28 protein-coding genes are annotated in these 20105 nt (G+C 54.4%); all 28 read left to right on the top strand.

What is annotated here, in order from left to right; all coding sequences use genetic code 11:
- Positions 1-160: 160 nt before the first annotated feature.
- Positions 161-1405 carry a hypothetical protein gene (locus tag LKD37_RS09345; RefSeq protein WP_242878424.1) on the top strand — a complete coding sequence of 415 codons (1245 nt, stop codon included), beginning with the start codon at positions 161-163 and terminating at the stop codon, positions 1403-1405.
- Between the two features lies 1 nt (position 1406).
- Positions 1407-2456: a hypothetical protein gene (locus tag LKD37_RS09340; protein ID WP_069432206.1), complete on the top strand. Its 1050-nt coding sequence runs from the start codon at positions 1407-1409 to the stop codon at positions 2454-2456.
- 82 nt (positions 2457-2538) lie between these two features.
- A complete protein-coding gene (locus LKD37_RS09335) occupies positions 2539-2823 on the top strand; it encodes a hypothetical protein (protein WP_069432207.1) in 285 nt (94 codons plus the stop codon).
- A gap of 101 nt (positions 2824-2924) precedes the next feature.
- Positions 2925-3257: a hypothetical protein gene (locus LKD37_RS09330; RefSeq protein WP_069432208.1), complete on the top strand. Its 333-nt coding sequence runs from the start codon at positions 2925-2927 to the stop codon at positions 3255-3257.
- A gap of 8 nt (positions 3258-3265) precedes the next feature.
- Positions 3266-4114, top strand: a complete 849-nt coding sequence (locus LKD37_RS09325) for a DNA adenine methylase (RefSeq protein ID WP_069432209.1) — start codon at positions 3266-3268, stop codon at positions 4112-4114.
- Positions 4095-4499, top strand: coding sequence for a hypothetical protein (locus LKD37_RS09320; RefSeq protein ID WP_302928954.1), 405 nt, complete (start codon positions 4095-4097; stop codon positions 4497-4499). The genes LKD37_RS09325 and LKD37_RS09320 overlap by 20 nt, the downstream gene beginning before the upstream one ends.
- Before the next feature lie 13 nt (positions 4500-4512).
- On the top strand, positions 4513-5016 hold the full coding sequence (locus LKD37_RS09315; protein ID WP_302928953.1) for a hypothetical protein: 504 nt from the start codon (positions 4513-4515) through the stop codon (positions 5014-5016).
- Positions 5017-5039: 23 nt separating this feature from the next.
- Positions 5040-6335, top strand: a complete 1296-nt coding sequence (locus tag LKD37_RS09310; RefSeq protein WP_302928952.1) for a DUF3849 domain-containing protein — start codon at positions 5040-5042, stop codon at positions 6333-6335.
- A 15-nt stretch (positions 6336-6350) separates the two neighbouring features.
- The gene (locus LKD37_RS09305; protein ID WP_302928951.1) at positions 6351-7232 is read left to right on the top strand and encodes a YodL domain-containing protein; all 882 of its coding nucleotides are present in this window, start codon (positions 6351-6353) and stop codon (positions 7230-7232) included.
- Positions 7233-7310: 78 nt separating this feature from the next.
- Positions 7311-7508: a DUF6133 family protein gene (locus LKD37_RS09300; RefSeq protein ID WP_069432259.1), complete on the top strand. Its 198-nt coding sequence runs from the start codon at positions 7311-7313 to the stop codon at positions 7506-7508.
- Between the two features lie 29 nt (positions 7509-7537).
- Positions 7538-7948, top strand: coding sequence for a SpoVG family protein (locus LKD37_RS09295; protein WP_069432212.1), 411 nt, complete (start codon positions 7538-7540; stop codon positions 7946-7948).
- 24 nt (positions 7949-7972) lie between these two features.
- Complete coding sequence (locus LKD37_RS09290) at positions 7973-8203, top strand: DUF6133 family protein (RefSeq protein ID WP_069432213.1); 231 nt, start codon at positions 7973-7975, stop codon at positions 8201-8203.
- Positions 8193-8720: a prepilin peptidase gene (locus LKD37_RS09285; protein WP_242878426.1), complete on the top strand. Its 528-nt coding sequence runs from the start codon at positions 8193-8195 to the stop codon at positions 8718-8720. The genes LKD37_RS09290 and LKD37_RS09285 overlap by 11 nt, the downstream gene beginning before the upstream one ends.
- Positions 8717-8839, top strand: a complete 123-nt coding sequence (locus LKD37_RS09280; RefSeq protein ID WP_278336462.1) for a hypothetical protein — start codon at positions 8717-8719, stop codon at positions 8837-8839. Before LKD37_RS09285 ends, LKD37_RS09280 begins: the two co-directional genes overlap by 4 nt.
- A gap of 61 nt (positions 8840-8900) precedes the next feature.
- On the top strand, positions 8901-9743 hold the full coding sequence (gene cpaB / locus LKD37_RS09275) for a Flp pilus assembly protein CpaB (protein ID WP_069432214.1): 843 nt from the start codon (positions 8901-8903) through the stop codon (positions 9741-9743).
- Positions 9743-10555: a CpaE/TadZ family protein gene (locus tag LKD37_RS09270; RefSeq protein ID WP_069432215.1), complete on the top strand. Its 813-nt coding sequence runs from the start codon at positions 9743-9745 to the stop codon at positions 10553-10555. Before cpaB ends, LKD37_RS09270 begins: the two co-directional genes overlap by 1 nt.
- A complete protein-coding gene (locus tag LKD37_RS09265; protein ID WP_302928950.1) occupies positions 10549-12213 on the top strand; it encodes a CpaF/VirB11 family protein in 1665 nt (554 codons plus the stop codon). The genes LKD37_RS09270 and LKD37_RS09265 overlap by 7 nt, the downstream gene beginning before the upstream one ends.
- Complete coding sequence (locus LKD37_RS09260; protein ID WP_069432216.1) at positions 12210-13139, top strand: type II secretion system F family protein; 930 nt, start codon at positions 12210-12212, stop codon at positions 13137-13139. The genes LKD37_RS09265 and LKD37_RS09260 overlap by 4 nt, the downstream gene beginning before the upstream one ends.
- Positions 13140-13144: 5 nt before the next feature.
- A complete protein-coding gene (locus LKD37_RS09255) occupies positions 13145-14017 on the top strand; it encodes a type II secretion system F family protein (RefSeq protein ID WP_069432217.1) in 873 nt (290 codons plus the stop codon).
- Between the two features lie 14 nt (positions 14018-14031).
- Positions 14032-14367 (top strand): DUF3848 domain-containing protein, encoded by a 336-nt coding sequence (locus tag LKD37_RS09250; protein ID WP_302928949.1) that lies wholly within the window; start codon positions 14032-14034, stop codon positions 14365-14367.
- Between the two features lie 20 nt (positions 14368-14387).
- Positions 14388-14690, top strand: a complete 303-nt coding sequence (locus LKD37_RS09245; RefSeq protein ID WP_069432262.1) for a hypothetical protein — start codon at positions 14388-14390, stop codon at positions 14688-14690.
- A complete protein-coding gene (locus LKD37_RS09240; protein WP_349048722.1) occupies positions 14687-15082 on the top strand; it encodes a DUF4320 family protein in 396 nt (131 codons plus the stop codon). The genes LKD37_RS09245 and LKD37_RS09240 overlap by 4 nt, the downstream gene beginning before the upstream one ends.
- Complete coding sequence (locus LKD37_RS09235) at positions 15079-15624, top strand: hypothetical protein (protein ID WP_302928948.1); 546 nt, start codon at positions 15079-15081, stop codon at positions 15622-15624. The genes LKD37_RS09240 and LKD37_RS09235 overlap by 4 nt, the downstream gene beginning before the upstream one ends.
- A 118-nt stretch (positions 15625-15742) precedes the next feature.
- On the top strand, positions 15743-16291 hold the full coding sequence (locus LKD37_RS09230) for a DUF6550 family protein (protein ID WP_069432220.1): 549 nt from the start codon (positions 15743-15745) through the stop codon (positions 16289-16291).
- Positions 16292-16354: 63 nt separating this feature from the next.
- Entirely contained in the window at positions 16355-18043 is a 1689-nt protein-coding gene (locus LKD37_RS09225; protein ID WP_069432221.1) for a DUF8193 domain-containing protein, read from the top strand.
- Between the two features lie 123 nt (positions 18044-18166).
- Positions 18167-18508, top strand: a complete 342-nt coding sequence (locus LKD37_RS09220) for a DUF3852 domain-containing protein (RefSeq protein ID WP_069432222.1) — start codon at positions 18167-18169, stop codon at positions 18506-18508.
- 60 nt (positions 18509-18568) lie between these two features.
- Positions 18569-18997 (top strand): hypothetical protein, encoded by a 429-nt coding sequence (locus LKD37_RS09215; RefSeq protein ID WP_069432223.1) that lies wholly within the window; start codon positions 18569-18571, stop codon positions 18995-18997.
- A gap of 113 nt (positions 18998-19110) precedes the next feature.
- Positions 19111-20013: a conjugal transfer protein TrbL family protein gene (locus LKD37_RS09210; protein WP_069432224.1), complete on the top strand. Its 903-nt coding sequence runs from the start codon at positions 19111-19113 to the stop codon at positions 20011-20013.
- Positions 20014-20105: the final 92 nt, after the last annotated feature.

Genomic DNA, 20105 nt, shown 5'->3' with positions numbered 1-20105 from the left:
CCTGTAACTTTTGTGTATACCCGAGGGGTTTCCTTGTATTCTGGGAAACTCCTCGGATAACAAAACTCACGGGATTATGCGGTTGGGATGTCCCCGGCGCAGATCCCAAAGCCTATGAGCAAGAGCCGATGGGCATGACGCTCAGTTAGGAGGTGCCGAATTGGATTATCAGAAAAAAGCGTTTGAGGTTGAAATCAGCAACGGCGGACCCAGAGGATATGAAACTGCTATCACACTGAAGCTTCCTGCAACCTGGGCAGAGTTTCATGATGCGCTCCAAAAGGCGCGGATCCCCGATGGCCGGAATTGCGGCATTGAGCTGACACGAAGTTGGTGGGCCGGCCTCTCCTCCGAACTCATCGGTGGCGCCCAAAATCTCTATGAACTGAACCTCTTTGCAATGCGGCTGACCATGCTGACCAGTGTGGAACTGCTTTCCATGGATGGCCTGCTGAAAATGGAACAGGCCCGTGGCACAAAATCCATCCCGATTCCCAGGCTTATCAACCTTACATTCAATGCAGACTGCCATATTCTCCCCGATGTTTTCAATGATGAAAGCCTGGGGGCGTTTTTGTATGAAAACGAGATGCTTACGAAAGAGGCCATGTGCCTGCTGGACACCACCGAACCGGGCAGCGGCTATCATGGGCGTCTTCTGGAGGTCTTTGGCGAAGAACATCGCCAGACCATCGGCGGCGTATTTACCAGCTGCGGCTATATGGAATCAAATGGAGAGTCGTTTGAGGAAGTGTATCGGCCTGGTCAGATGGCCTATTTTGACCGGTCAGGCTCTCCGGTGGTGCTGGAAGTGACCATGGGCCGTTTTGACGACCCGGCGTATGACAGCGATAAAAGCATATTTCTGAATCTTCCTGCTGTCGGAAACGCCATAGGGCAGGCCATTGATAAGGTGGGGGCCAACTCCGAGAAGGAGTGCGGGTTCCAGTGCGTGGAATGCCTGATCCCCTCCCTTCGGGAGATGATTAACGACGCAATAGCAGATGCAGGTGGGCTTGCCCCTGCGGAAAAAATGGCCACCCTGCTCAAACAGAAGCAGCGTATTTGGAATGAGGACGCCATTATAAAATATAAGGCGATTCTGGAAGCAAGCGGCTGTTCCGGCCTGCAGGATGCCATCCGATTGATGGAGGATCTGGACCAATATGAGCTCCGTCCAGATGTGGCCCAACCATGGGGTTATGCGGAACTGGTGCTGCGGGAGAAATACCCGGATCTGCCGGAGGCTCTTTTCCAGACGGGTCAGTCAGCGGAGATCGGCAGAGAGCTTCTGGAGGATAGGAATGGTGTCATCACAGAATATGGGCTGATCCGCAGACTGGACGGTCAGCCCGTTCAGTCTCTCCATGAAGCCCCGGAGCAGAACGGAATGGAGATGATCTGATATGGCAGAAGAACAGGCACTTGTTCAATTGATGGATACACTGGACGGACTGGAACTGACCAAATCTGAATACGAGTGGCTGGAACAGCGGTTTGCCGCCATGACGGAAAAGGAGCAGCTCCTGTTTCGCGGTGCGATGAAGCTGGAGAAGCCTGAAACAGCCAGCGAAGCCATCGATATAGCCGGTCAGCTTCACTGCTATGAGCTGTTTTACAGCGCCGGGGACGAGGACGCTTTGGGCCAGTTTGTTATGAAGCATCTGGAGCAGGTTCCGGATGCTGCCCGCCCCTATTTCTCTCCCGCCTATGTTGGGCAGATGTTCCGGCAGGAAGGAGCCTCCGGCGTGTTTTGCGAAGGCCATTATATCCGGCGCAGTGCTGCCCCAAAACATCAACCGGATAAAAACCTCTCAGAACTCCCCACAACCGGCGATTACGCCATCCGTATCAAGCTGGCCAGCCGCTCCAATATGGAAGGTGTCTGGATAGGCTTTCCCGACGCCGGGGAATACACGGATCCCCATTATCCGGATGAACTGCTTTTGGGCATGGACGCAATGCAGGCAGAGAGCCTCAACGAGTGCATCGCTTTGGAGGTGGACTGCTGTCTGCCCCAACTGATGGATATCCTTTCCCAGTATGACTCAGCCAGCGAACTTGTGCGCCATGCCATTGACTTTGGATATGTATGGGCAGAACAGGGCCAGGGTGAGGCGTACTGGATGGATAAATGGCAGGCTGTTCTGGAACTGGAGGACTGCCACCGGCTGGATCAGGCATTGGACTTTTCCCAGAACCTCCAGCACTTTGCCTTCATACCCCGAGGGGTCGAGCTTGGCAGATTCGGCTTCGAGCTGGCGGTCAAAAGTGGGATTATTGACCGAGACAGCTTTCTGGCCAAATGCTTTGACGGAAAGAGCTATGCCGAATGGTATATCCAAAAGCATGGTCTGAGCGCCACCGACCACGGCTATGTTGCATGGAATGGAGGGGAACTCCGTTACGAGTACAGTGATTTGGGTGGATCGCCGATGACAGCCCAGACAATGTGAAGGCGGTATTTTTATTGGATTTTGGTATCGCTATTCCATAGAGTGTGTGATAGTGTTGTGGAGCAAATAGGAGGTGCTTCCAATGGATGAGCGAAAAGAGATCCTGCAGGATACCATAGACCGCCTCATCGAAACCGCTTTGCAGGAGCTGGATCAGAAGCTGCCTGAAGCTGGCGGGGAGGCTGCTCTCTCCCACATCAGCGACCAGATCCGACAGGACGCACAGCTGGATGAACAGCACCGCAAACTGATGCTGGATTATATCCGGCAATTGAATCAGGTTACTTGCCGCCAGTGCAGACACCTCTACCGCCAGGGAGCATTGGACTGTGTCCTGCTTCTGCGAGGGTTGGGGGTGATCCGGTAACAACAGAATAAGAACACACAGGGGCCGTTTTTCCGCAAGGGATAACGGTCCCTGTTTTTTTGCGCCCTTTTTCGGAAAAACGCCCCGGAAAGGAGGCATCCATGCAGAAGGAACTGCTTGCGGAGCATCTGAGGCGATACCATCCGGGTGCTTTGTGCGCCGCAACCAGCCGGGAATTGGAACGGACCTTTTCCATCAAGGGCACAGAGCTTCGGCAGCTTGTCAATCAGCTGCGCCGGGCCGGGATCCCGATTGCCAGCAACTCCAGCGGCTATTTTTACGCCGCCACCGAGCAGGAGGTGCGGGCAACCATTGGGCATCTGACCCGCAGGATCAGCGGTATCGCCGCCGCCATCCACGGTCTGAACCGCTCCCTGGAACAGTTTGACACCGACCAGACCCGCCTGCCCCTGAAGGGGGGTGATGGCAACTGAACAGCTTCATGTCCTGGATCGGCGGCAAAAAGGCCCTGCGGGAGCTGATCGTGAGTCTGTTTCCAATATACTACGAGCGATACATTGAAGTCTTCGGCGGGGGTGGCTGGGTTCTCTTTCACAAACCACCCGGAAATGATTTCGAGGTCTATAACGATTTCAACGGGCTACTGGTCAATCTCTACCGCTGTGTCAGGGAAAAACCGGAAGAACTCATGGAGGCCCTGCGGTTTGTGCTGAATGCAAGAGAGGATTTCGATGCTGTCCGGGCGGCGCTGGCACGGGACAGCCCCGCAAGTGATGTCCAGCGGGCTGCATGGTTCTATCAGCTGATCCGTTATTCCTATGCTTCGGGATTGACCAGCTTCGGCAGCCAGCCCCACGATATCCGGTCTAATTTTCCTCTAATTGAACAGGCCCACCGCAGGCTGGCGAAGGTCGTTATTGAGAACAAGGACTTCGAAAAGCTGATCCGCCAGTACGACCGTCCGGTGAGCTTTTTCTATCTCGACCCGCCCTACCATGCCACAGAGGGGTATTACCAGAACATCGGTGAGAATGGATTCACCGAAGCAGATCACATCCGTTTGAGGGACACCCTCCTCTCCATCCAGGGAAAGTTCCTGCTGTCCTACAACGACGATGCTTTTGTGCGGAGGCTGTACGACCAGCCGGGAATTTTTCTGATGGAAACCACCCGCATCAACAACATCAAGCAGCGGTACGACAATGGGTGCCAGTTCCCGGAGTTGATCATCGCCAACTATGATCCGCAGGAGAGAAACCGGACAATGCCCTCCCAAATGACACTCTTTGACGGAAATGGGGATGATTTGCTTGCACGAACATCAAAATGAGCTGGAGAAGCTCCAAAAGGCGGCCCTGCTGATTGAGGAAATGAGTATGGGCCGTTTGAAGGCCTGCCCCAGCACGGTGGGCCATGTATATATCCGTCCGGAGAGCGACGCCTATATCGGGCTGCAGATGCAGATAGCGCCCGAATCCACTCCGGGACGATATGCGGTTACCTTCACCGCCTTTCCTCGCAGGATGGGTCTTGAACTGGGCTCTTCCGGCCTGCGCCGGCTGATGACTGAGGTCAACCAGTCCTACGCCCTTCTGACCGCATTGGAAATGCAGAAATATCGCCCCACCCAGTTGGAACTGGAGCAATTCCGAGAATCCATAATCGAACAGCAGGAATCGGAGCAGCTGCTCCCACTCCTGAGCCCAAAGCTATAAGGAGGAATATAATTTGAAGTTTGTAAAAGAAGTGACCGGAGAAAAGATGGCCATTCCTGCCGCCGCACTCAAGCTCTGCGGGTTTGAAAACGGGGACAAAGCGGAACTTCATGCACTGCCCAGTGCCGCCATTATCCTCAAGCAGAAGATGACCGCTATGGAGGTGATCCAGGCTATGGACGCCCTGCACCAGCTGACTGTGGACCTTAGCGTGCATCTGGCCAGAGCCAGCGGACCTTGCGACGGCTGTGATGGCGACTGTCCCTTTGACGGTCTGGATGGACAGGAGATCGCTCTGCCCGACTATCTGCGGGATGAAGCTGGAATCCCGGAGAATGCCAAGCTCTGCGCCTATGTAGACGAGGAGGAGAATACCGTCACCATCGCAGAAGCTGGATATGACCATGATCTGCGGGATGTGCCGCCTTATCTGCTGGAGATGCTTGCCGCCAGCGGGATCTGCATTGGAGAACTGGAGGAGCGCCTTATGCTGGAGGATACCGTTTATGGAGTTTAATACCGGGGGTGAACGGAATGCGATTGGATGGCGTTGAGCATTGGGATCACTTTCAAGATGAAACCATTTACTGGTTGGACCTGTCCGATATGCCGGAACCGATTCAGCAGGCGGCAAGGCGAATTGATGGAAAGGCATACAATGATCGATGCTTTGGTATATGTGTTGTCCATGATCTGGCCACAAATGAGTATGCCGTTGTTACCGAAAGCGGAACTTCTCCGGAGGTGGATCGCAACATTTTCTATGTTGACAATGACGGAGATAAGCACTGGTTTCAGGCAGATCTGCCCGATACGCTCGTTAAAGAGATGTTTAGCTGTTGTGAAGATGTCCACGCCGGCAAGCTTCTCCCCCAAGGATATCAAGCCCTGTTCAGCGTCCTCTTTGATAATGAAACCGGCTTTGTCAGCGGTGAAAACCAGGCAGCTAAATCTCCCTTTTCCACCTGGCAGCTTCGTATAGATCATGGGCATCCAGAGTATTACACACCTCACTATCACACGGACAGAGAGAGTGCGGAACAGGATCTGAATGGCCGGGTTGCGGAATATAAGCGGTATCACACCATCCGGGAGAAAAACGGTGAATTTGCGTATCTTTACCCCTACTCCAAGGCAGAGGCTGGAAGGCGTGGGGAGTTGGACAGGTGGGAGGAGAGTTTCCGGGCCAATGTTTCCTGCGCCAGAGAGATTGAGGCGGCTATTCGCGGTTATTCCAGTGGCGATGGAATACTTCAGCCGGGGACTGCCCGAAACATTTTGGAGCAATGGGGCTTCAAACGGACCAATTTTGTCCTTGCCAATACGCTCCAACAGTTGGGCCCTATCAAGGATCGGCTCAGCGAGGCAAACCGGAACTGGCAGCGTGGGGCATATATCCCACAGGATGGCACAAACCGGTACTTTGCGGTAGACACGGCTTTGATTTGCATGGACCAGTTCATCAGTCAGGTCCGGGATGCGTATAAGCAGTTGGAGCTGCTGGGGCCTGAGCACTGCGAATCTGGTTCCTATGAAAAACTGGACTATGAGGGCCGGGTTCTGGTCCTTGCCCCGGACACCCTCAAGGAAAGTTATTGGAACCAGCGAAGTCAGCTCTGGCTGGCCCATGACGGCTTTGGCTGTACTCCTGGGGCCATCGGGCGCAGCATCCGCTGCACCTGTCTGGGTGATGGCGAGGAAACCCGCTGGAACCGGACAGATTTCATTGGTGTGCTGAAGGAGGAATGCCTCCCCCAATGGGCGGCAGAGGCCCTGAGTAAGCTGACCGAGGGCAAAGAGCAATCCCATACCCAAGGAGGGATGACGATGCAGTAAAGGAGGAATGCCGCCATGCGGAGTGTAGAAATCAGGAATGGCCGTCTGTTCTATTATGGCAGCGCAGTTGGCTATCTGGAGGGGGATGGCCTCACGGCAGACCCCATGTTCCGCCGTGAGGACTTGGAAAGGTGGCTGGAGCGTAAAAATCTTCCGGTCCGCTGGGTGGATGGAGTGTACGACCGGCTGGCCAACGGGGAGTCCATTCAAAACGCCCAGCCCCTCAAGTCCCTGCGGATTTGGCAGCTCAAGCCAGATACCCCCATCGAAATGCGCTTCATTGGGCTGGATCGGATGGCCAGGGAGTTCGATGGCCCCAACCCGAGCCAATACCGCATTGCTTATGATGGACAGGCCGAAAGCCAAGAACTGGAAGACATCTGGAACAAGTTCTGCCGCAGAACACTGCCCGGAGGAGATCATCCTCTCGCTATCTCAGATGTGATCGAGCTTTATGATGTCGATGGAAGCGCATTCTACTATGTGGACAAGCGGGAAATCGTCTCTGTGGACTTCACTCCAGTCATCCATGAAAACATGAACACACCGGAGCCGTCCAGAAAGGATGGATCAGATCAAAGACTGTTTCAAAAGCTGGAACAGGAGTACCTTGCTTATTTGGAACCGCTGCGCTCCGCCGCCCTATCGGAGCTTCTGGAAAAGGCTGGCGAGATTGCCGATACACAGGCAGTGTATCGCTGCCTGTGTGAAAACACTGGCCTGTCAACAGAACAGAAGGAAAAGCTGGCCACACTGGAACAGCCACTCCAGGCCATCCGGGATTGCTGGCGCCAGACGCATCCTACCCCAGAGCCGGAGCTGCTGGAGGCTTGTGAGGCGCTTACAACCTCACAGCAGCAGTCTGAGGAAACACCCGCGCTTTCCATGACCCTATGATTCCAGGGCAGCCGTGGGCTGTCCATTTTTTATAAGGAGGAACGCTACATGAAGTATCTGAAAAACGCTGTCCATTCCATGAAAGAGCTGCCTGTTTCTCTCCGCGCCGCCCTGTCCAATCGCAGCGGAGAGGGTTATGTGGACACCGCCGTGAAGATCCTGATGGCGGTAGTCATCGGTGCTCTGGTGCTGGCTGGGCTGTACGCCCTGTTTGACGACACCGTTATGCCCACCCTGACCCGGCGCATCCAGGAGATGTTTAACTACGCCGGCTGATCCCGGCCAGAAAAAGAAAGGAGCAGCGTATGTCGAAAACCGTACAGAAGTCTGGCGCCCAGCCTGCTGTCCGGCAGGACAGCCACGCCGTCTATCCCACTCATTACTCAGTGAAAATCCACTCCCTGCGCCCGGAGGGAAGCTGCCGTGCCACCGCCTCGGTCAACATCAACGGCTGCTTTGCCGTCCGAGGCATCAAGGTCATGGACAGCTCCAAGGGGCTGTTTGTCTCCATGCCCAGCTACAGGGCCGGAAACGGTGAGTACAAGGATATCTGTTTTCCCTGCACCAAAGAGGCCAGAGCAGAGTTTGATTCGGCTGTTCTGGATGCCTACCAGCAGGCTCTTGTGCAGGCCCAAGCTCCGAATCAGAGAGGTCTGGAAGCGCCGGACCCTACCAAGGGGCCGGCGTATGATGCCGGCCCTGCCATGAATATGTGACTGCAGAATAAGGAGGAAAATACCATGAAGAATCGGATGAATAAGCTGGCAGGCAAGATGAACAGCATGATGATCTGTGCCCATGCAGCCCTGACGGACCGGAGAGGTGAGGGCTATGTGGATACCGCTGTGAAGATCCTGATGGCGGTGGTCATCGGCGCTCTGGTGCTGGCTGGCCTGTATGCGCTGTTTGGCGATGTGGTCATGCCCACCCTGACAGAGCGGATCCAGGAGATGTTTGATTATGCCGGATAATCCTCTATGGATGTTCCGGCCATTCCTCTCACCCGCGCCGCTGCCACTGGAAGTCATCTCACAACTGCAGGAACCAATGAAAGCCCTCCAAATGTGGCTGTTTTTCTCCCTGCTTTTGGTTGGCGCCATCTTCGACTGCCAGAAACGCCTGATCCCAAACACACTCTGTGCCCTGATTACCATGGTGGGGCTGCTGGTCTTTCATCCGGCCCAGTTGATGGGCCCGCTGGCGGCCTTGCCTCTGTTGGCTGCGGCTATGCATAAGCCCGGTTCCATAGGCGGCGGTGACATCAAGTTCACCGCCGCCTCCGGCTTTGTACTGGGAATTACAGACGGCTTGTGGGGCATGGCGCTTGGCCTTGCCCTTGCCGCACTGTTTTATGCAATCAACTGGAGCACACAGAAGTTTCGAAGAAGAAAGTGCGCGGCGCCCAGCCAGACAGCCTTGCCTCTGGTGCCGTTCCTTTCCTTTGGATTTGCTATCATTTACATTTTGAATTATGGAGGAACGCTATGAAGAAGCTGAATAAAAAGGCCATTCTCACCATCACCGGCATTGCCTTGCCCCTGGGGGCTGCCGCTATCCTGATTCCCAGGCTGCGTAAGCGCCGCCGCTGCAAGCGGACCAGCGCCTGACCGGGCGGCATTCATTCCGCCATTCCCATAACAAATCTTGACTGAGGAGGACCTGCCAATTATGAGTCTGTTCAAAAATCGAACCGTTGTCGGTGTTATCTGCATCCTGCTCTCTCTGGTGATCTGCTTTGGTGTGACGCCTCTTTTCAATAAGAGTGTCAGCCAGAAAGAACAGATCATCCGGGTAACTCAGCCAATTCTGGCTGGTGAGGAGATCACTGCCGATATGGTGCAGGCTGTAGAAGTGGGCGGCTATAACCTGCCCGAAAATGTGATCCGCCTGAAGGAAAATGTCGTGGGAAAGTTTGCCACCGCTGACCTGGCCGCAGGCGACTATATCATCAACACTAAAGTATCTGACGAGCCTGCCGCTGACAACGCCTACCTGTACAATCTGGATGGAAGCCAGCAGGCCATGTCCATCACCATCAAAAGTTTTGCTACTGGTCTGTCCGGCAAGCTGCAGAGCGGAGATATTGTTTCCGTAGTGGCTCCGGATTTCAAAAAGCAGGGCCAGACCGTCATCCCACCCGAGCTGAAATATGTAGAGGTCATCAGTGTCACCGCCTCCTCCGGCTATGACGCCAATACCGGCGAGGCACCCTCCGAAGACGATGAGCGGGAGCTGCCCTCCACAGTAACGCTGCTGGTTTCCCCGGAGCAGAGCCGCGTGCTGGCGGAGCTGGAGGCTGACGGTAAGCTGCACCTGACCCTGGTCTATCGTGGGTCCCGCGAAAATGCCGACCGGTTCCTGGCGGTGCAGAATGAGGTGATTGCCAAGATGTATCCCCCTGAGCCTGCCGGAGAGGACTCTTCCAGCGACAGTGCGCAGCCTGACTCTACAGAAACGGAGGATGCAGAGGTTCCGGATGCTGGATCGACGGATGAAAGCGAGGCTTCCTGATGCTGAAATTTAAGAAAAACGGTATTTTCTCCCGCTCTGCCAGCGAGGAAGCCACAGCCTCGGAGCTTCAGGAGGGCGGCGTAGTGGCCGTCTGGGGCAGCCCCGGCAGCGGCAAGACTACCATGGCGGTGAAGATCGCCAAATATCTGGCGGACAAAAAGAGAAATGTTGTCCTGCTCCTGTGTGATATGACTGCCCCCATGCTGCCCTGTATTTGCCCGGCGTCTGAGCTGGAGTGTGAGCGGTCGCTGGGAAGCGTACTGGCCGCTGCCCATGTGACCGAAAACCTGGTCAAGAACAATCTCATTACCCACAAAAGGCTGGGATACCTGACCATTCTGGGGATGCTCAAGGGCGAAAACGAGTACACCTATCCTCCCTATGGTGAAGCGCAGGCCAGAGAACTCATCGATTGCTTGCGTGAAATCGCCCCCTATGTGGTGATCGATTGCGGCAGCTACATTGCCAATGACATCCTCTCCGCCGTGGCGCTGATGGAGGCAGACTCCGTCCTGCGGCTGGCCAATGCAGACCTTAAGAGCATCAGCTATCTCTCCAGCCAGCTTCCTCTGCTGAAAGACGCCAAGTGGGATACGGATAAACAGTACAAAATCGCGGCCAATGTGAAGCCCCAGCAGGCCGGGGAGCAGATTGGACAGGCGCTGGGCAATGTGGCCTTCATACTGCCCCACTCTGAGGAACTGGAGGCCCAGTTCCTCGCAGGCATTCTTCTCTCCGACCTGACTATGAAGGAAAGCAGGAGCTTCCGCAAGGAGATCGAGCAGGTATGCCGGGAGGTGTTTTCATGTTAGGACAGAAGCGAAACGATTCTCTGTTTGGTCCCGGCAGCCGCACCATTGAGGCCCCGCAATCTGTTTTGGAGAAGCAGGAGGCTGCGTTGGAGGGATCTCCTCTGGATGAGGCGGTTCAGCCACCCTTTGAGACCCAGGCCCCGGCGACAGCATTCACCGATGCAGATGACCTGCCCCGGCGTACTATTGCCACGGAAGCAGCTGCTGGCCAGAGGGTCCACTCCCTGTTCTTCACACCGGAGAGTGAGAGTAAGGATTTCAGTTCTGTACTGCAGGATGTTCAGGAATATATCTCCGGCAAATATTCCACCCTCATCACAGATGGTGTGGGAGCGGATACCAGGGAGCAAATCAAGCGATACATCAGCAAATATGTCCAGGACCGGCGAATTGCTGTCAGGGATTTGTCCGGGGAACAGCTGGTGGACGCTCTCTACACCGAGATGGCCGAGTTTGGCTTCCTCACCAAGTACATCTTCGGCTCCGGTATTGAGGAGATCAATATCAATTCCTGGCGTGATATTGAAGTTTTGTATTCCAGCGGCCAGATGGTCAAGCTGGAGGAGCACTTCGACAGCCCCGACCATGCCATCAATGTGATCCGCAGGATGCTCCATGTTTCCGGTATGGTGCTGGACAATGCCAGCCCCGCCGTACTGGGCCATCTCTCCAAAAATATCCGTATCGCAGTACTCAAGACTCCGCTGGTGGATGAGGATGTGGGAGTCTGCGCCTCTATCCGAATCGTCAACCCGCAGAATATGCAAAAGGAGGATTTTGTCCGGGGCGGCACAGCCACAGGTCCTATGCTGGACTTTCTTTCCGCCTGTCTGCGGTATGGCGTCTCGGTCTGTGTGGCGGGAGCAACCGGCTCTGGAAAAACCACAGTGGCCGGCTGGCTGCTCACCACGATCCCCGACAATAAGCGCATCTTCACCATTGAAAATGGCTCCCGTGAGCTGGATCTGGTGCGAGAGAAAAATGGCCGGGTCACCAATAGTGTCATTCACACCATCACCCGTGAGTCGGAGAATGCCAAGCAGAGCGTGGATCAGGATATGCTGCTGGACATGGCCCTGCGGTATCATCCCGACATTATCTGTGTGGGAGAAATGCGTTCAGCGGAGGCATACGCAGCGCAGGAAGCGGCCCGCACCGGTCACGGTGTGCTGACCACCATCCACTCCAACAGCTCACAGGCCACCTGGCGGCGTATGGTCACACTGTGCAAGAGAAAGCATGAGATGGCCGATGATACCCTGATGGATCTGGTCACCGAGGCGTTCCCTGTGACGGTGTTCGCCAAGCAGTTGGAGGACAAATCCAGAAAAATCATGGAAATCATGGAGTGTGAAACTCTCCCGGATGGCTCCCGCCAATACAATACCCTCTATCGGTTCCGGATCACGGAAAACCGGCTGGAGGATGGAAAGTTCCACATTGACGGCGTCCATGAAGCGGTGTCGCCAATCTCTGAGAGCCTACAAAAACGGTTCGTGGAGAACGGGATGCCTCAGCAGGAGCTGGACCGGTTGATGGAGAGCTTTGAGCAGACGGTACCTGCTGAGTCCAGCCCCCACGCTGAAGGCAGCGCGGTAGCGAAGACCACGGCCGCCACCGACAAAAATACGCTTCAGGAAGGAGGCAAGACTGTATGACCAGTATCCAACTGATCGCCTGCATCGGCATGGTCACAGGCTTTTTTATCCTGCTGCGCCTGTCGCCGATGGAATTCACCGACGGAGTGTTCCGCCGTCTGACCAGCCGGCCCAAAAGCCTCAAGGATGAGATCAACGAACTCACCCACCGCAAGAAGAAATCTTTTCTGCGCCGTGAGATCGCCGACACTCAGAACATCCTCAAAATGACCGGGCGCGAGGCCAAGTTCCCGGCCATCTGCGCTATGTCCCTCCTGCTTTTTGTGGTGGGAGCTTCTGCCGCCATTATGTTGGGCAATTTCTTTCTCGTCCCAGTGCTGGCTGTGGGCATGATGTTTGTACCGTTCTGGTTCATCAAGCTGACAGCTTCCTACTACAAGAAGAACATTGCCGCCGAGCTGGAAACCGCCCTATCCATCATTACTACAGCCTATCTGCGCAATGAGGACATCCAGACGGCGGTGGAGGAAAACCTGGAGTATCTGAACCCACCTGTAAAAAGCGTGTTTGCCGAGTTTCTGGCTCGGATCCAGCTGGTGGACCCGGATGTGGATGCCGCCCTGCAGGACATGGGTACCAAAATCGACAATGCGGTGTTTCGGGAATGGGTTGCGGCGCTTCTGGCCTGCCAGCACGACCGCGGTCTTAAAACGATCCTCACACCCATCGTGGCAAAGCTATCCGATATGCGCATCGTCAACGGCGAGCTGGAAAATATGGTGTTTGAACCCCGCAAGGAATTCATCATCATGCAGGTGCTGGTAGTCGGAAATATCCCCTTGCTCTATTTTTTGAACAGGGACTGGTTCAACACCCTGATGCATACTGCCATGGGTCAAATCATCCTGGCTGTCTGTGCCGGGGTGATTTTCGTTTCCACGGCATTTGTCATCAAGCTGACACAGCCCATTGAATACCGGAGGTGACAGACATGGCTGTTTTGATTTTCCTATTCGGCGCTCTGTTGGCTCTGGGCCTGTTTTTCATTGCGGCGGATTTCCTGAAGCTTCCGCGCCTCGCCACCCAGCGGGCCATGCTTTCCGTTGGCCGTCAGGAGAAAAAGCAGGCCAGGAGCATGGAAGCCCTCCTGATGGGCTGGGCTGTCAAGCTGGCGCCCCACATCCACATGGATGAATATAAGCGAAGCCGCCTCAAAAACACCTTGAACGCTGCGGGCATGGGGATGACGCCTGAAGTCTACTCGTCCTTTGCCATCCTGAAGGCATCTGTTATCCTGCTGGGCATTATCCCATGCCTACTGGTACTGCCCATGTTGGCGCCTGTGATTCTGTTTCTGGGTATTGCCGTTTATTTCAAGGAGATCAGGCGGGCGGATGAAAGGCTGGGTGAAAAGCGAGGCGAAGTGGAAGCCGAGCTGCCCCGGTTTGTGGCCACCATCACTCAGGAACTGGCCGCCAGCCGGGATGTGCTGAGCATGGTGGAGTCCTATAAGCGCAATGCAGGCCAGACCTTTGCCGCAGAGCTGGACATTCTCACCGCAGATATGCGCTCCGGCTCTTATGAGGCCGCGCTGACCCGGTTTGAGGCGAGGTTCAATTCACCCCTCCTGTCGGATATAATCCGGGGACTGATCGGCGTACTGCGGGGCGACAACGGCGTCGCCTACTTCCAGATGCTCAGTCATGACATGAAACAGCTGGAGCTTCAAAGGCTGAAAGCCCAGGCCATGAAGATCCCGCCCAAGATCCGGGTGTTCTCGTTCCTGATGCTGATGTGTTTTCTGATGACCTATCTGGCCATCATTGTCTATGAGATCATCACTTCCCTGGGTGGGATGTTTTAGAGAGGAGGATGCCTGTGGACTACCACAAGGAACTGAAAAAGAAAATGTCGGCCAGCTATGAACGGCAGGTCAAGCAGTGGATGGCGTCCGATCCCGCCCAACTCATTGCGGCGGCGGAAGATATCGCCGCCATCCGCTTCATCCATGAAAACCTGGTTGATACGATTAGTGATGAAGACGCTTCCTTCCTTCTGACTCTGGATGACCCCCTTGGGGATGTGAGCAGCAAATGGGTTGAGGAGAACGGATCTGACATGGTACATGACGATGATATCCATCACTGTATCTGGTCATTGTGGGAAGAATGCACGGACGGCCAGACACAAAAGAAGATGGTATTTACCAGCTGATCAGCAACGCGGAAAATGAGATGAAAGAATATGCTCACAAGGTAAAACAGCTGTCTGCTGATAAAATTTATCAGCACTCTGCAGAAACCGCAGCCAAAGAAAATTTGCTCTGCTCTATTATTCATGACAGCTATGACCTGGACGATGCGGACTTGGCCAAAATCCTTCAACAGGAGGAACCGCTGGATACACTGTATCAGTTTCTTCTGGGCGGAAAAACCGACCTGTCATCGGAAAGCTCCATTTCAAGCATTTTGAATGAATATAATGCTCAATGTCAGGAGGAAACCGCAACCATGGACACGGGGGTGACGCTGTGCTGAAAAAGATCCTTAGATCAAAGCGCGGCGAGGGATATCTGGATGTGTGTATCCTTGTCCTCTGCGCTATGCTGGTCATTGCGCTGGCGGTGCGGATCTTCCCGGTATTTGTTGCCAAACAGCAGCTGGACACCTTTGCCACCGAGCTGATCCGTGAGGCGGAGATCGCCGGGCGGGTAGGCTCTGAAACCGACCGGCGGGAACAAGCACTGCGGGAGCAGACTGGGCTTAACCCCGATATTTCATGGAGCCGTACCGGGCGTATTCAGCTCAACCAAGAGGTGGCCGTTACAGTCACCTATGAAACCAACATTGGCCTGTTCAGCGGCTTTGGGAGCTTTCCCATTACACTTCGGGCGGATGCTACAGGGAAATCGGAGGTGTATTGGAAATGACCAGGCTGCGAGAAATCCTGCGGGACCGAAAAGGAAACGGCTTTCCATTGGCCATCGCCATCACACTGGCGCTGGTCATCATCTTCTGCGGCATCAGCGAGTACATCCGCCTTCTAATCATTGCCCAGGGGGTGCGAGACGCAGTGCAGACTGCGGTGATCTCCACCGTCAATGACAACTATGACGATGTGTATCATGGTGTCCGGGAAGGTTACTCCGGGGGGTATCAGCCGATGGCCGGAGATTTCGAGGAATCTCTGGACTATGGTGATATTTATGGTAGACTGGAGGAGGTACTGGGCCTGAGCTATCAGGGTGGGACCCGTGTTAAATTCACCGAGGACGGCAAAACCGAGTTTCGGGTGTGGGGACTGGATGTGGATATTGAAAACGCACCTCTGGCTGGCGGGGACAGGGCCGGAAACCGGTTCGTTGCCAATTGCGAAATCGAACTGGAGGTACCTGTTTCCTTTGGAGGCAGACTGCTTCCAGCCATGCGGATCACCGTGGCTACCAGTGCCGGTTATACGCCGAGGTTTTAGCAGTTTTCAAAAAGTTTTCTATTGTCCCCATAGACTTCTGAAACCTCTTGTGGTAGGGTGTGCCTTGAACAAGGAAGTTCTCCACAAGAGGCTTTGGTAAAACAAGGAGGTATCAACCATGAAAAATGCGACCAAGAAATGGCTGATTGTGGCGGGAGGTCTGGCCGCCTGCGCTGCTCTGGTGTTCATCATAGCTGGTCAGTTTGAAAAGAAGCCAGTCAATGACACCCTGCCTCCCCCCAGCTGCTCCTCCCAGGGCGGTGTGATGGTAGATGAGCCGGACAGCAGCATTAGTCCAGAAAAGGATGATCCGGAGATTACGGTGAAGCCTGAGACCCCGGATACTTCATCCACCCCTGAAACCGGGAACAGCGGCAGCGGGGCCGTGGCCTCGGGCACCGAGCAGACGATCCAGGGGGATCCAGAAAAACCGGAATATGATGATGAGGCACTGAAGGATCCGACTCAAAAGCCGGATGGGACCCCGGTAGAGGGAAAGCCAGATGCGGAAGATCATGATACGGTGGAACCGCCTCCTCCGCCCCCGTCCACCAACACCAGCGGTGGCCTTCCTGGTTTTGATAATGTCCCAAATGGCGGTGCCAATCATGTAACCGAAGCAGATGATATGTACGAGAATGGAAATAAAATCGGCATCATGGGCTGATCTCCAGCCTATCAAAAAGCACGGCGGTCGCCGTGCTTTTTGCTTTGCCGGAAAGGAGGATGCATGAAACGAATCTGGAGCATTCTGCTTACGATGACCGTGGCACTCACGCTGTTATGTCCCATGACCGCCTATGCCGCCACTGGCGAGGGCAATATTGACGGTGGTGGCGGTAACTTGGGGGACGCCACCAGCCACGGCAGCTGGAATCCGGGCAACGAAGGCGTTCGGGTGACCATTGTCCGGTCCGATGACCATGCAGTGGTATCTACTCCTATTGATTTGACAAACAGGGCGCCAGCTGCCTCGATCTATCATTTTGGGAAGGTCAGCAAGCTTCAATATACCAACGGGGTTGCATTATCCCCTGTGCAGGGAAGCTATACCTGCATTAAACCAACTCAAGCCGTCCCACGAATTATTAGCACTAATGGCCGAAATAACATCGAAGCCATTAAAAGTTACTTTACAGATGAGCAGGTGATTCGGGCTATTGCCAATTATAGTGGCATGGACTTCGATACTCTCATAGGCGGGGAGTACAAGATCCTTCTGGAACCCATTGCTTATTATAAGTTTGAGGGAGTCATGATAGCCACTACTGCGACCGAAGCGGTCCTCTATGATGAAATCGTGGGAGGCCAGCTCCGCTATTGGATGGGGTCGCTGACCGCCAAAAACCTTCCGCTGTCCATGTTCCTGGAAACGCCGGATCTTGGCTATCCGGCATGGTCCGGAGCGACCAACAAAAACGCCTCCAATGCGGATATCAAGTCTTCGCTTGGGCTTGGTATCGTGCGGTTCGAGGAGCAGCCGGAGGATCCCGTCATCACCACCTATGACTACGAATACCGGGTCAACACCGAGGTTATCACTGCGGTGGATGTAAGCGGCGGCCAAAGCGACCCGGATAACCCTGCCCGTGTGACCTTTACCATCGATGGCCGGGACTATCATGTGGACAATGTCTATTATCCGGAGGGGGATTCCCAGCTGGCATGGGTGCGCTGGACGACACCGGACACTCCCCAGGATATGGTCATCACGGTCCGAGTGTCCGGCCCCGGAAACGCACATGGGACGATCAACTGCAAAATCGTAGACCTGGACCAGAACCCCCCTCCCAATCCAGTGGCAGATGACCGGAACGACTCCTTCACTCCTTCATCCATCCCCAGCCGGGAGCAAAAGACCTCCAACTACTGGACGATTTGGCGTCCCTGGTGGTATGAGTATTGGGTATGGCATGGGGATGATGAGGATGGCTATTGGTGTGATCACGGCTGGTGGGAGTTTGATCTGGACCGTTATAGTGCCAGCCTTTCCGCCACCATGCGCATCACACCAGACAATAAGAATCCCACTGCTGGCAGCCGAAGCATGAAATCAGGATACGGGGTCAATCAGCTGGTCACTACCGATGTGAGCAGCACCCAGAGTTCAGCCACCACTCCGGCCCAGAATGCAGTCAGCTACTTCTCTGAGTTCAACTATGAGATGTTCTGGAGATTGCTGGAGCAGATGGGCGGCGGCTACAATACCCGATTTGAGTTTCAGAAAAACGAGTACAGTACCTACCGGGGCCGCACACATTTTACCCCTATCTGGTATCCGAATGGCTCGTATACTGTGAACACCTGGCTCATCGACTGCTGGACGCCAGCCGGAATGCTGTCCATGAACCTAAGCGACTCACTCACGATCCGGGGCAGTCTCTGGGATGACTGGCACATTGCCCCGCTGGAACCGTAACAGACCGAGATAAATCACTGAAAAGACAGGCCGTGGGATCTCCTTCTTGCCGCCTGCATAGAAATCAAGCCGCGGGGACGATCTCTGCGGTTCTTTCTTTTCGCAAAAAGAAAGGCGGTTTATATGAAAAAGTGCAAGAAACTCCTTGGCTTTCTCCTGACTATTCTCCTGCTGACCTGCCTGTTCAGCACCACGGCCCTTGCTGCGGGAACCGGTGATGTAGCGGGAGCCATCGAGGGAACCTGGTCGGATGCCTCTGAGCAGATCAAGCAGGTGGTAGACAATGTGGTTTTCCCGGTCATCGACCTGATCCTGGCTGTATTCTTCTTTGGAAAGCTGGGAATGGCTTATTTTGATTACCGCAAGCATGGCCAGTTTGAATGGACAGCTCCCGCCATTCTCTTTGCCTGTCTTGTGTTTACACTGACTGCTCCGCTGTATATCTGGACGATTCTGGGGATGTAAGCTGAACCTTGGCCGGAAAACTCAATATAGACCTTGACAGTGCGAAAGGAGTGTGCGTCAATGAACTTTTTTGAGCAGGAGCTGCGGAAAATCATAGGCCAGTCCACTGCGGCCGCTGATGCTTCCTATGTGGGACGGTCCTGTTTTGTCAGGCTCAACCCTGACCTGCGGGCAAAGCTGACCTTTATCACTATGGGGATCGCCTCTCACTATGAGGCACTGAAGATGACGATCCTCAACCGGAAAGAGGGAGAGGTGGACAATACAGTCCTCCGGTTCTCTGACTTGCTGGGAAAAAAGCAGGTGATGAACCCCAACTTCAAAAGCGGGATCTTCCCTTATATCTGGGATGACCACGGCAGCCCCATGTGGTATGTCTACCAGCTGAAACAGGAGGACTACCAGCTGCTTGCGGAAAGTGTGGATGAATACCTGCAGGTGTTCCAGCCCCCAAACTTTGCAGAGCACCCCGGACAGCAGATGTACTAATCAGCCAGAAAGGAAAATCATCACAGGGCCGAGCTGGACACATGGCCCTGCTTTTCTTTTGGCCATTGATAGAAATGCAGCTTGCCTTCAACTGAAAGGGGTGAGAAAACCAGATGTTTATATGGGATTTTGTGCTGGGCGACATTATGGATCAGTTCATCGACTGGGTCTATGCCCAGCTTGTAGGCTTCTTTGGGAATTTTTTCTCCCAAATGGGCAATATGGGCGTTGAACTGTTTGAAATGAGCTGGGTACAGTCCATCGTCCTCTTTTTTTCTTATCTGGCCTGGGCGCTTTATGCCGTGGGGCTGGTGGTGGCTGTATTCGAGTGCGGTATTGAGTATCAGACCGGCCGGGCCAGCGTAAAGGACACTGCTCTGGGCGCTATCAAAGGCTTTATAGCTGTTGGCAGCTTTACACTTGTTCCGGTGGAACTGTATAAGCTGGCGGTCGACCTACAGGCCGGTCTCACCAACGGCATTACAGGATATGGGAGCATCGATGCCCTTGCAACGGGGATCACGGATGCCCTGAGTGCCGGAACTGTTGGCAGTATCGATGCCTCCGGTGTCTTCGGTGGGCTGACCTCTGTGATTACCAGCCCCATCATGGCTCTGTTTTTGATCATCATGATGGGGTATGCCATCGTCAAATGCTTTTTCAGTAACTTAAAGCGCGGCGGTATCCTGCTGATCCAAATTGCTGTGGGATCGCTCTATATGTTTTCCATCCCCCGCGGATACACGGATGGGTTTATACAGTGGTGCAAACAAATCATCGGTTTGTGCCTGACCACCTTCCTGCAGGCAACGATTCTGACCGCCGGCCTGTTGGTGCTGAAAGACCACGCCCTGCTGGGACTTGGCCTCATGCTCTCAGCCGGCGAGGTTCCAAGGATCTGCGGAGCCTTTGGCCTGGATACCTCTACCCGCGCCAATATTATGTCGGCCGTTTACGCAGCGCAGACAGCAATCAATACCACCCGCACAGTGATCCAAACTGTAGCGGCCAAGTAGTCAAGTGCAGCCTCACAATTCAGAAAAGGAGAACCACATGAAAAGCAAGACATTGGAAACAAGTTTGGAACCCGGCGCCGTTCAGACATCCA

Source organism: Brotocaccenecus cirricatena (assembly GCF_020687045.1).
Lineage (GTDB): Bacteria > Bacillota > Clostridia > Oscillospirales > Oscillospiraceae > Vescimonas > Vescimonas cirricatena.
Note: the sequence above shows the minus strand (reverse complement) of the source record. Positions and strands in the feature narration are given on the sequence as shown.

Coding starts and splice junctions, on each gene's coding strand:
- LKD37_RS09295 (WP_069432212.1), top strand. CDS start 7,538: ATGTCGAAAACCGTACAGAAGTCTGGCGCCCAGCCTGCTGTCCGGCAG.
- LKD37_RS09285 (WP_242878426.1), top strand. CDS start 8,193: ATGCCGGATAATCCTCTATGGATGTTCCGGCCATTCCTCTCACCCGCG.
- LKD37_RS09255 (WP_069432217.1), top strand. CDS start 13,145: ATGGCTGTTTTGATTTTCCTATTCGGCGCTCTGTTGGCTCTGGGCCTG.
- LKD37_RS09210 (WP_069432224.1), top strand. CDS start 19,111: ATGTTTATATGGGATTTTGTGCTGGGCGACATTATGGATCAGTTCATC.
- LKD37_RS09290 (WP_069432213.1), top strand. CDS start 7,973: ATGAAGAATCGGATGAATAAGCTGGCAGGCAAGATGAACAGCATGATG.
- cpaB (WP_069432214.1), top strand. CDS start 8,901: ATGAGTCTGTTCAAAAATCGAACCGTTGTCGGTGTTATCTGCATCCTG.
- LKD37_RS09230 (WP_069432220.1), top strand. CDS start 15,743: ATGAAAAATGCGACCAAGAAATGGCTGATTGTGGCGGGAGGTCTGGCC.
- LKD37_RS09265 (WP_302928950.1), top strand. CDS start 10,549: ATGTTAGGACAGAAGCGAAACGATTCTCTGTTTGGTCCCGGCAGCCGC.
- LKD37_RS09340 (WP_069432206.1), top strand. CDS start 1,407: ATGGCAGAAGAACAGGCACTTGTTCAATTGATGGATACACTGGACGGA.
- LKD37_RS09280 (WP_278336462.1), top strand. CDS start 8,717: ATGAAGAAGCTGAATAAAAAGGCCATTCTCACCATCACCGGCATTGCC.
- LKD37_RS09220 (WP_069432222.1), top strand. CDS start 18,167: ATGAAAAAGTGCAAGAAACTCCTTGGCTTTCTCCTGACTATTCTCCTG.
- LKD37_RS09300 (WP_069432259.1), top strand. CDS start 7,311: ATGAAAGAGCTGCCTGTTTCTCTCCGCGCCGCCCTGTCCAATCGCAGC.
- LKD37_RS09270 (WP_069432215.1), top strand. CDS start 9,743: ATGCTGAAATTTAAGAAAAACGGTATTTTCTCCCGCTCTGCCAGCGAG.
- LKD37_RS09330 (WP_069432208.1), top strand. CDS start 2,925: ATGCAGAAGGAACTGCTTGCGGAGCATCTGAGGCGATACCATCCGGGT.
- LKD37_RS09325 (WP_069432209.1), top strand. CDS start 3,266: ATGTCCTGGATCGGCGGCAAAAAGGCCCTGCGGGAGCTGATCGTGAGT.
- LKD37_RS09260 (WP_069432216.1), top strand. CDS start 12,210: ATGACCAGTATCCAACTGATCGCCTGCATCGGCATGGTCACAGGCTTT.
- LKD37_RS09225 (WP_069432221.1), top strand. CDS start 16,355: ATGAAACGAATCTGGAGCATTCTGCTTACGATGACCGTGGCACTCACG.
- LKD37_RS09235 (WP_302928948.1), top strand. CDS start 15,079: ATGACCAGGCTGCGAGAAATCCTGCGGGACCGAAAAGGAAACGGCTTT.
- LKD37_RS09335 (WP_069432207.1), top strand. CDS start 2,539: ATGGATGAGCGAAAAGAGATCCTGCAGGATACCATAGACCGCCTCATC.
- LKD37_RS09215 (WP_069432223.1), top strand. CDS start 18,569: ATGAACTTTTTTGAGCAGGAGCTGCGGAAAATCATAGGCCAGTCCACT.
- LKD37_RS09245 (WP_069432262.1), top strand. CDS start 14,388: ATGAAAGAATATGCTCACAAGGTAAAACAGCTGTCTGCTGATAAAATT.
- LKD37_RS09305 (WP_302928951.1), top strand. CDS start 6,351: ATGCGGAGTGTAGAAATCAGGAATGGCCGTCTGTTCTATTATGGCAGC.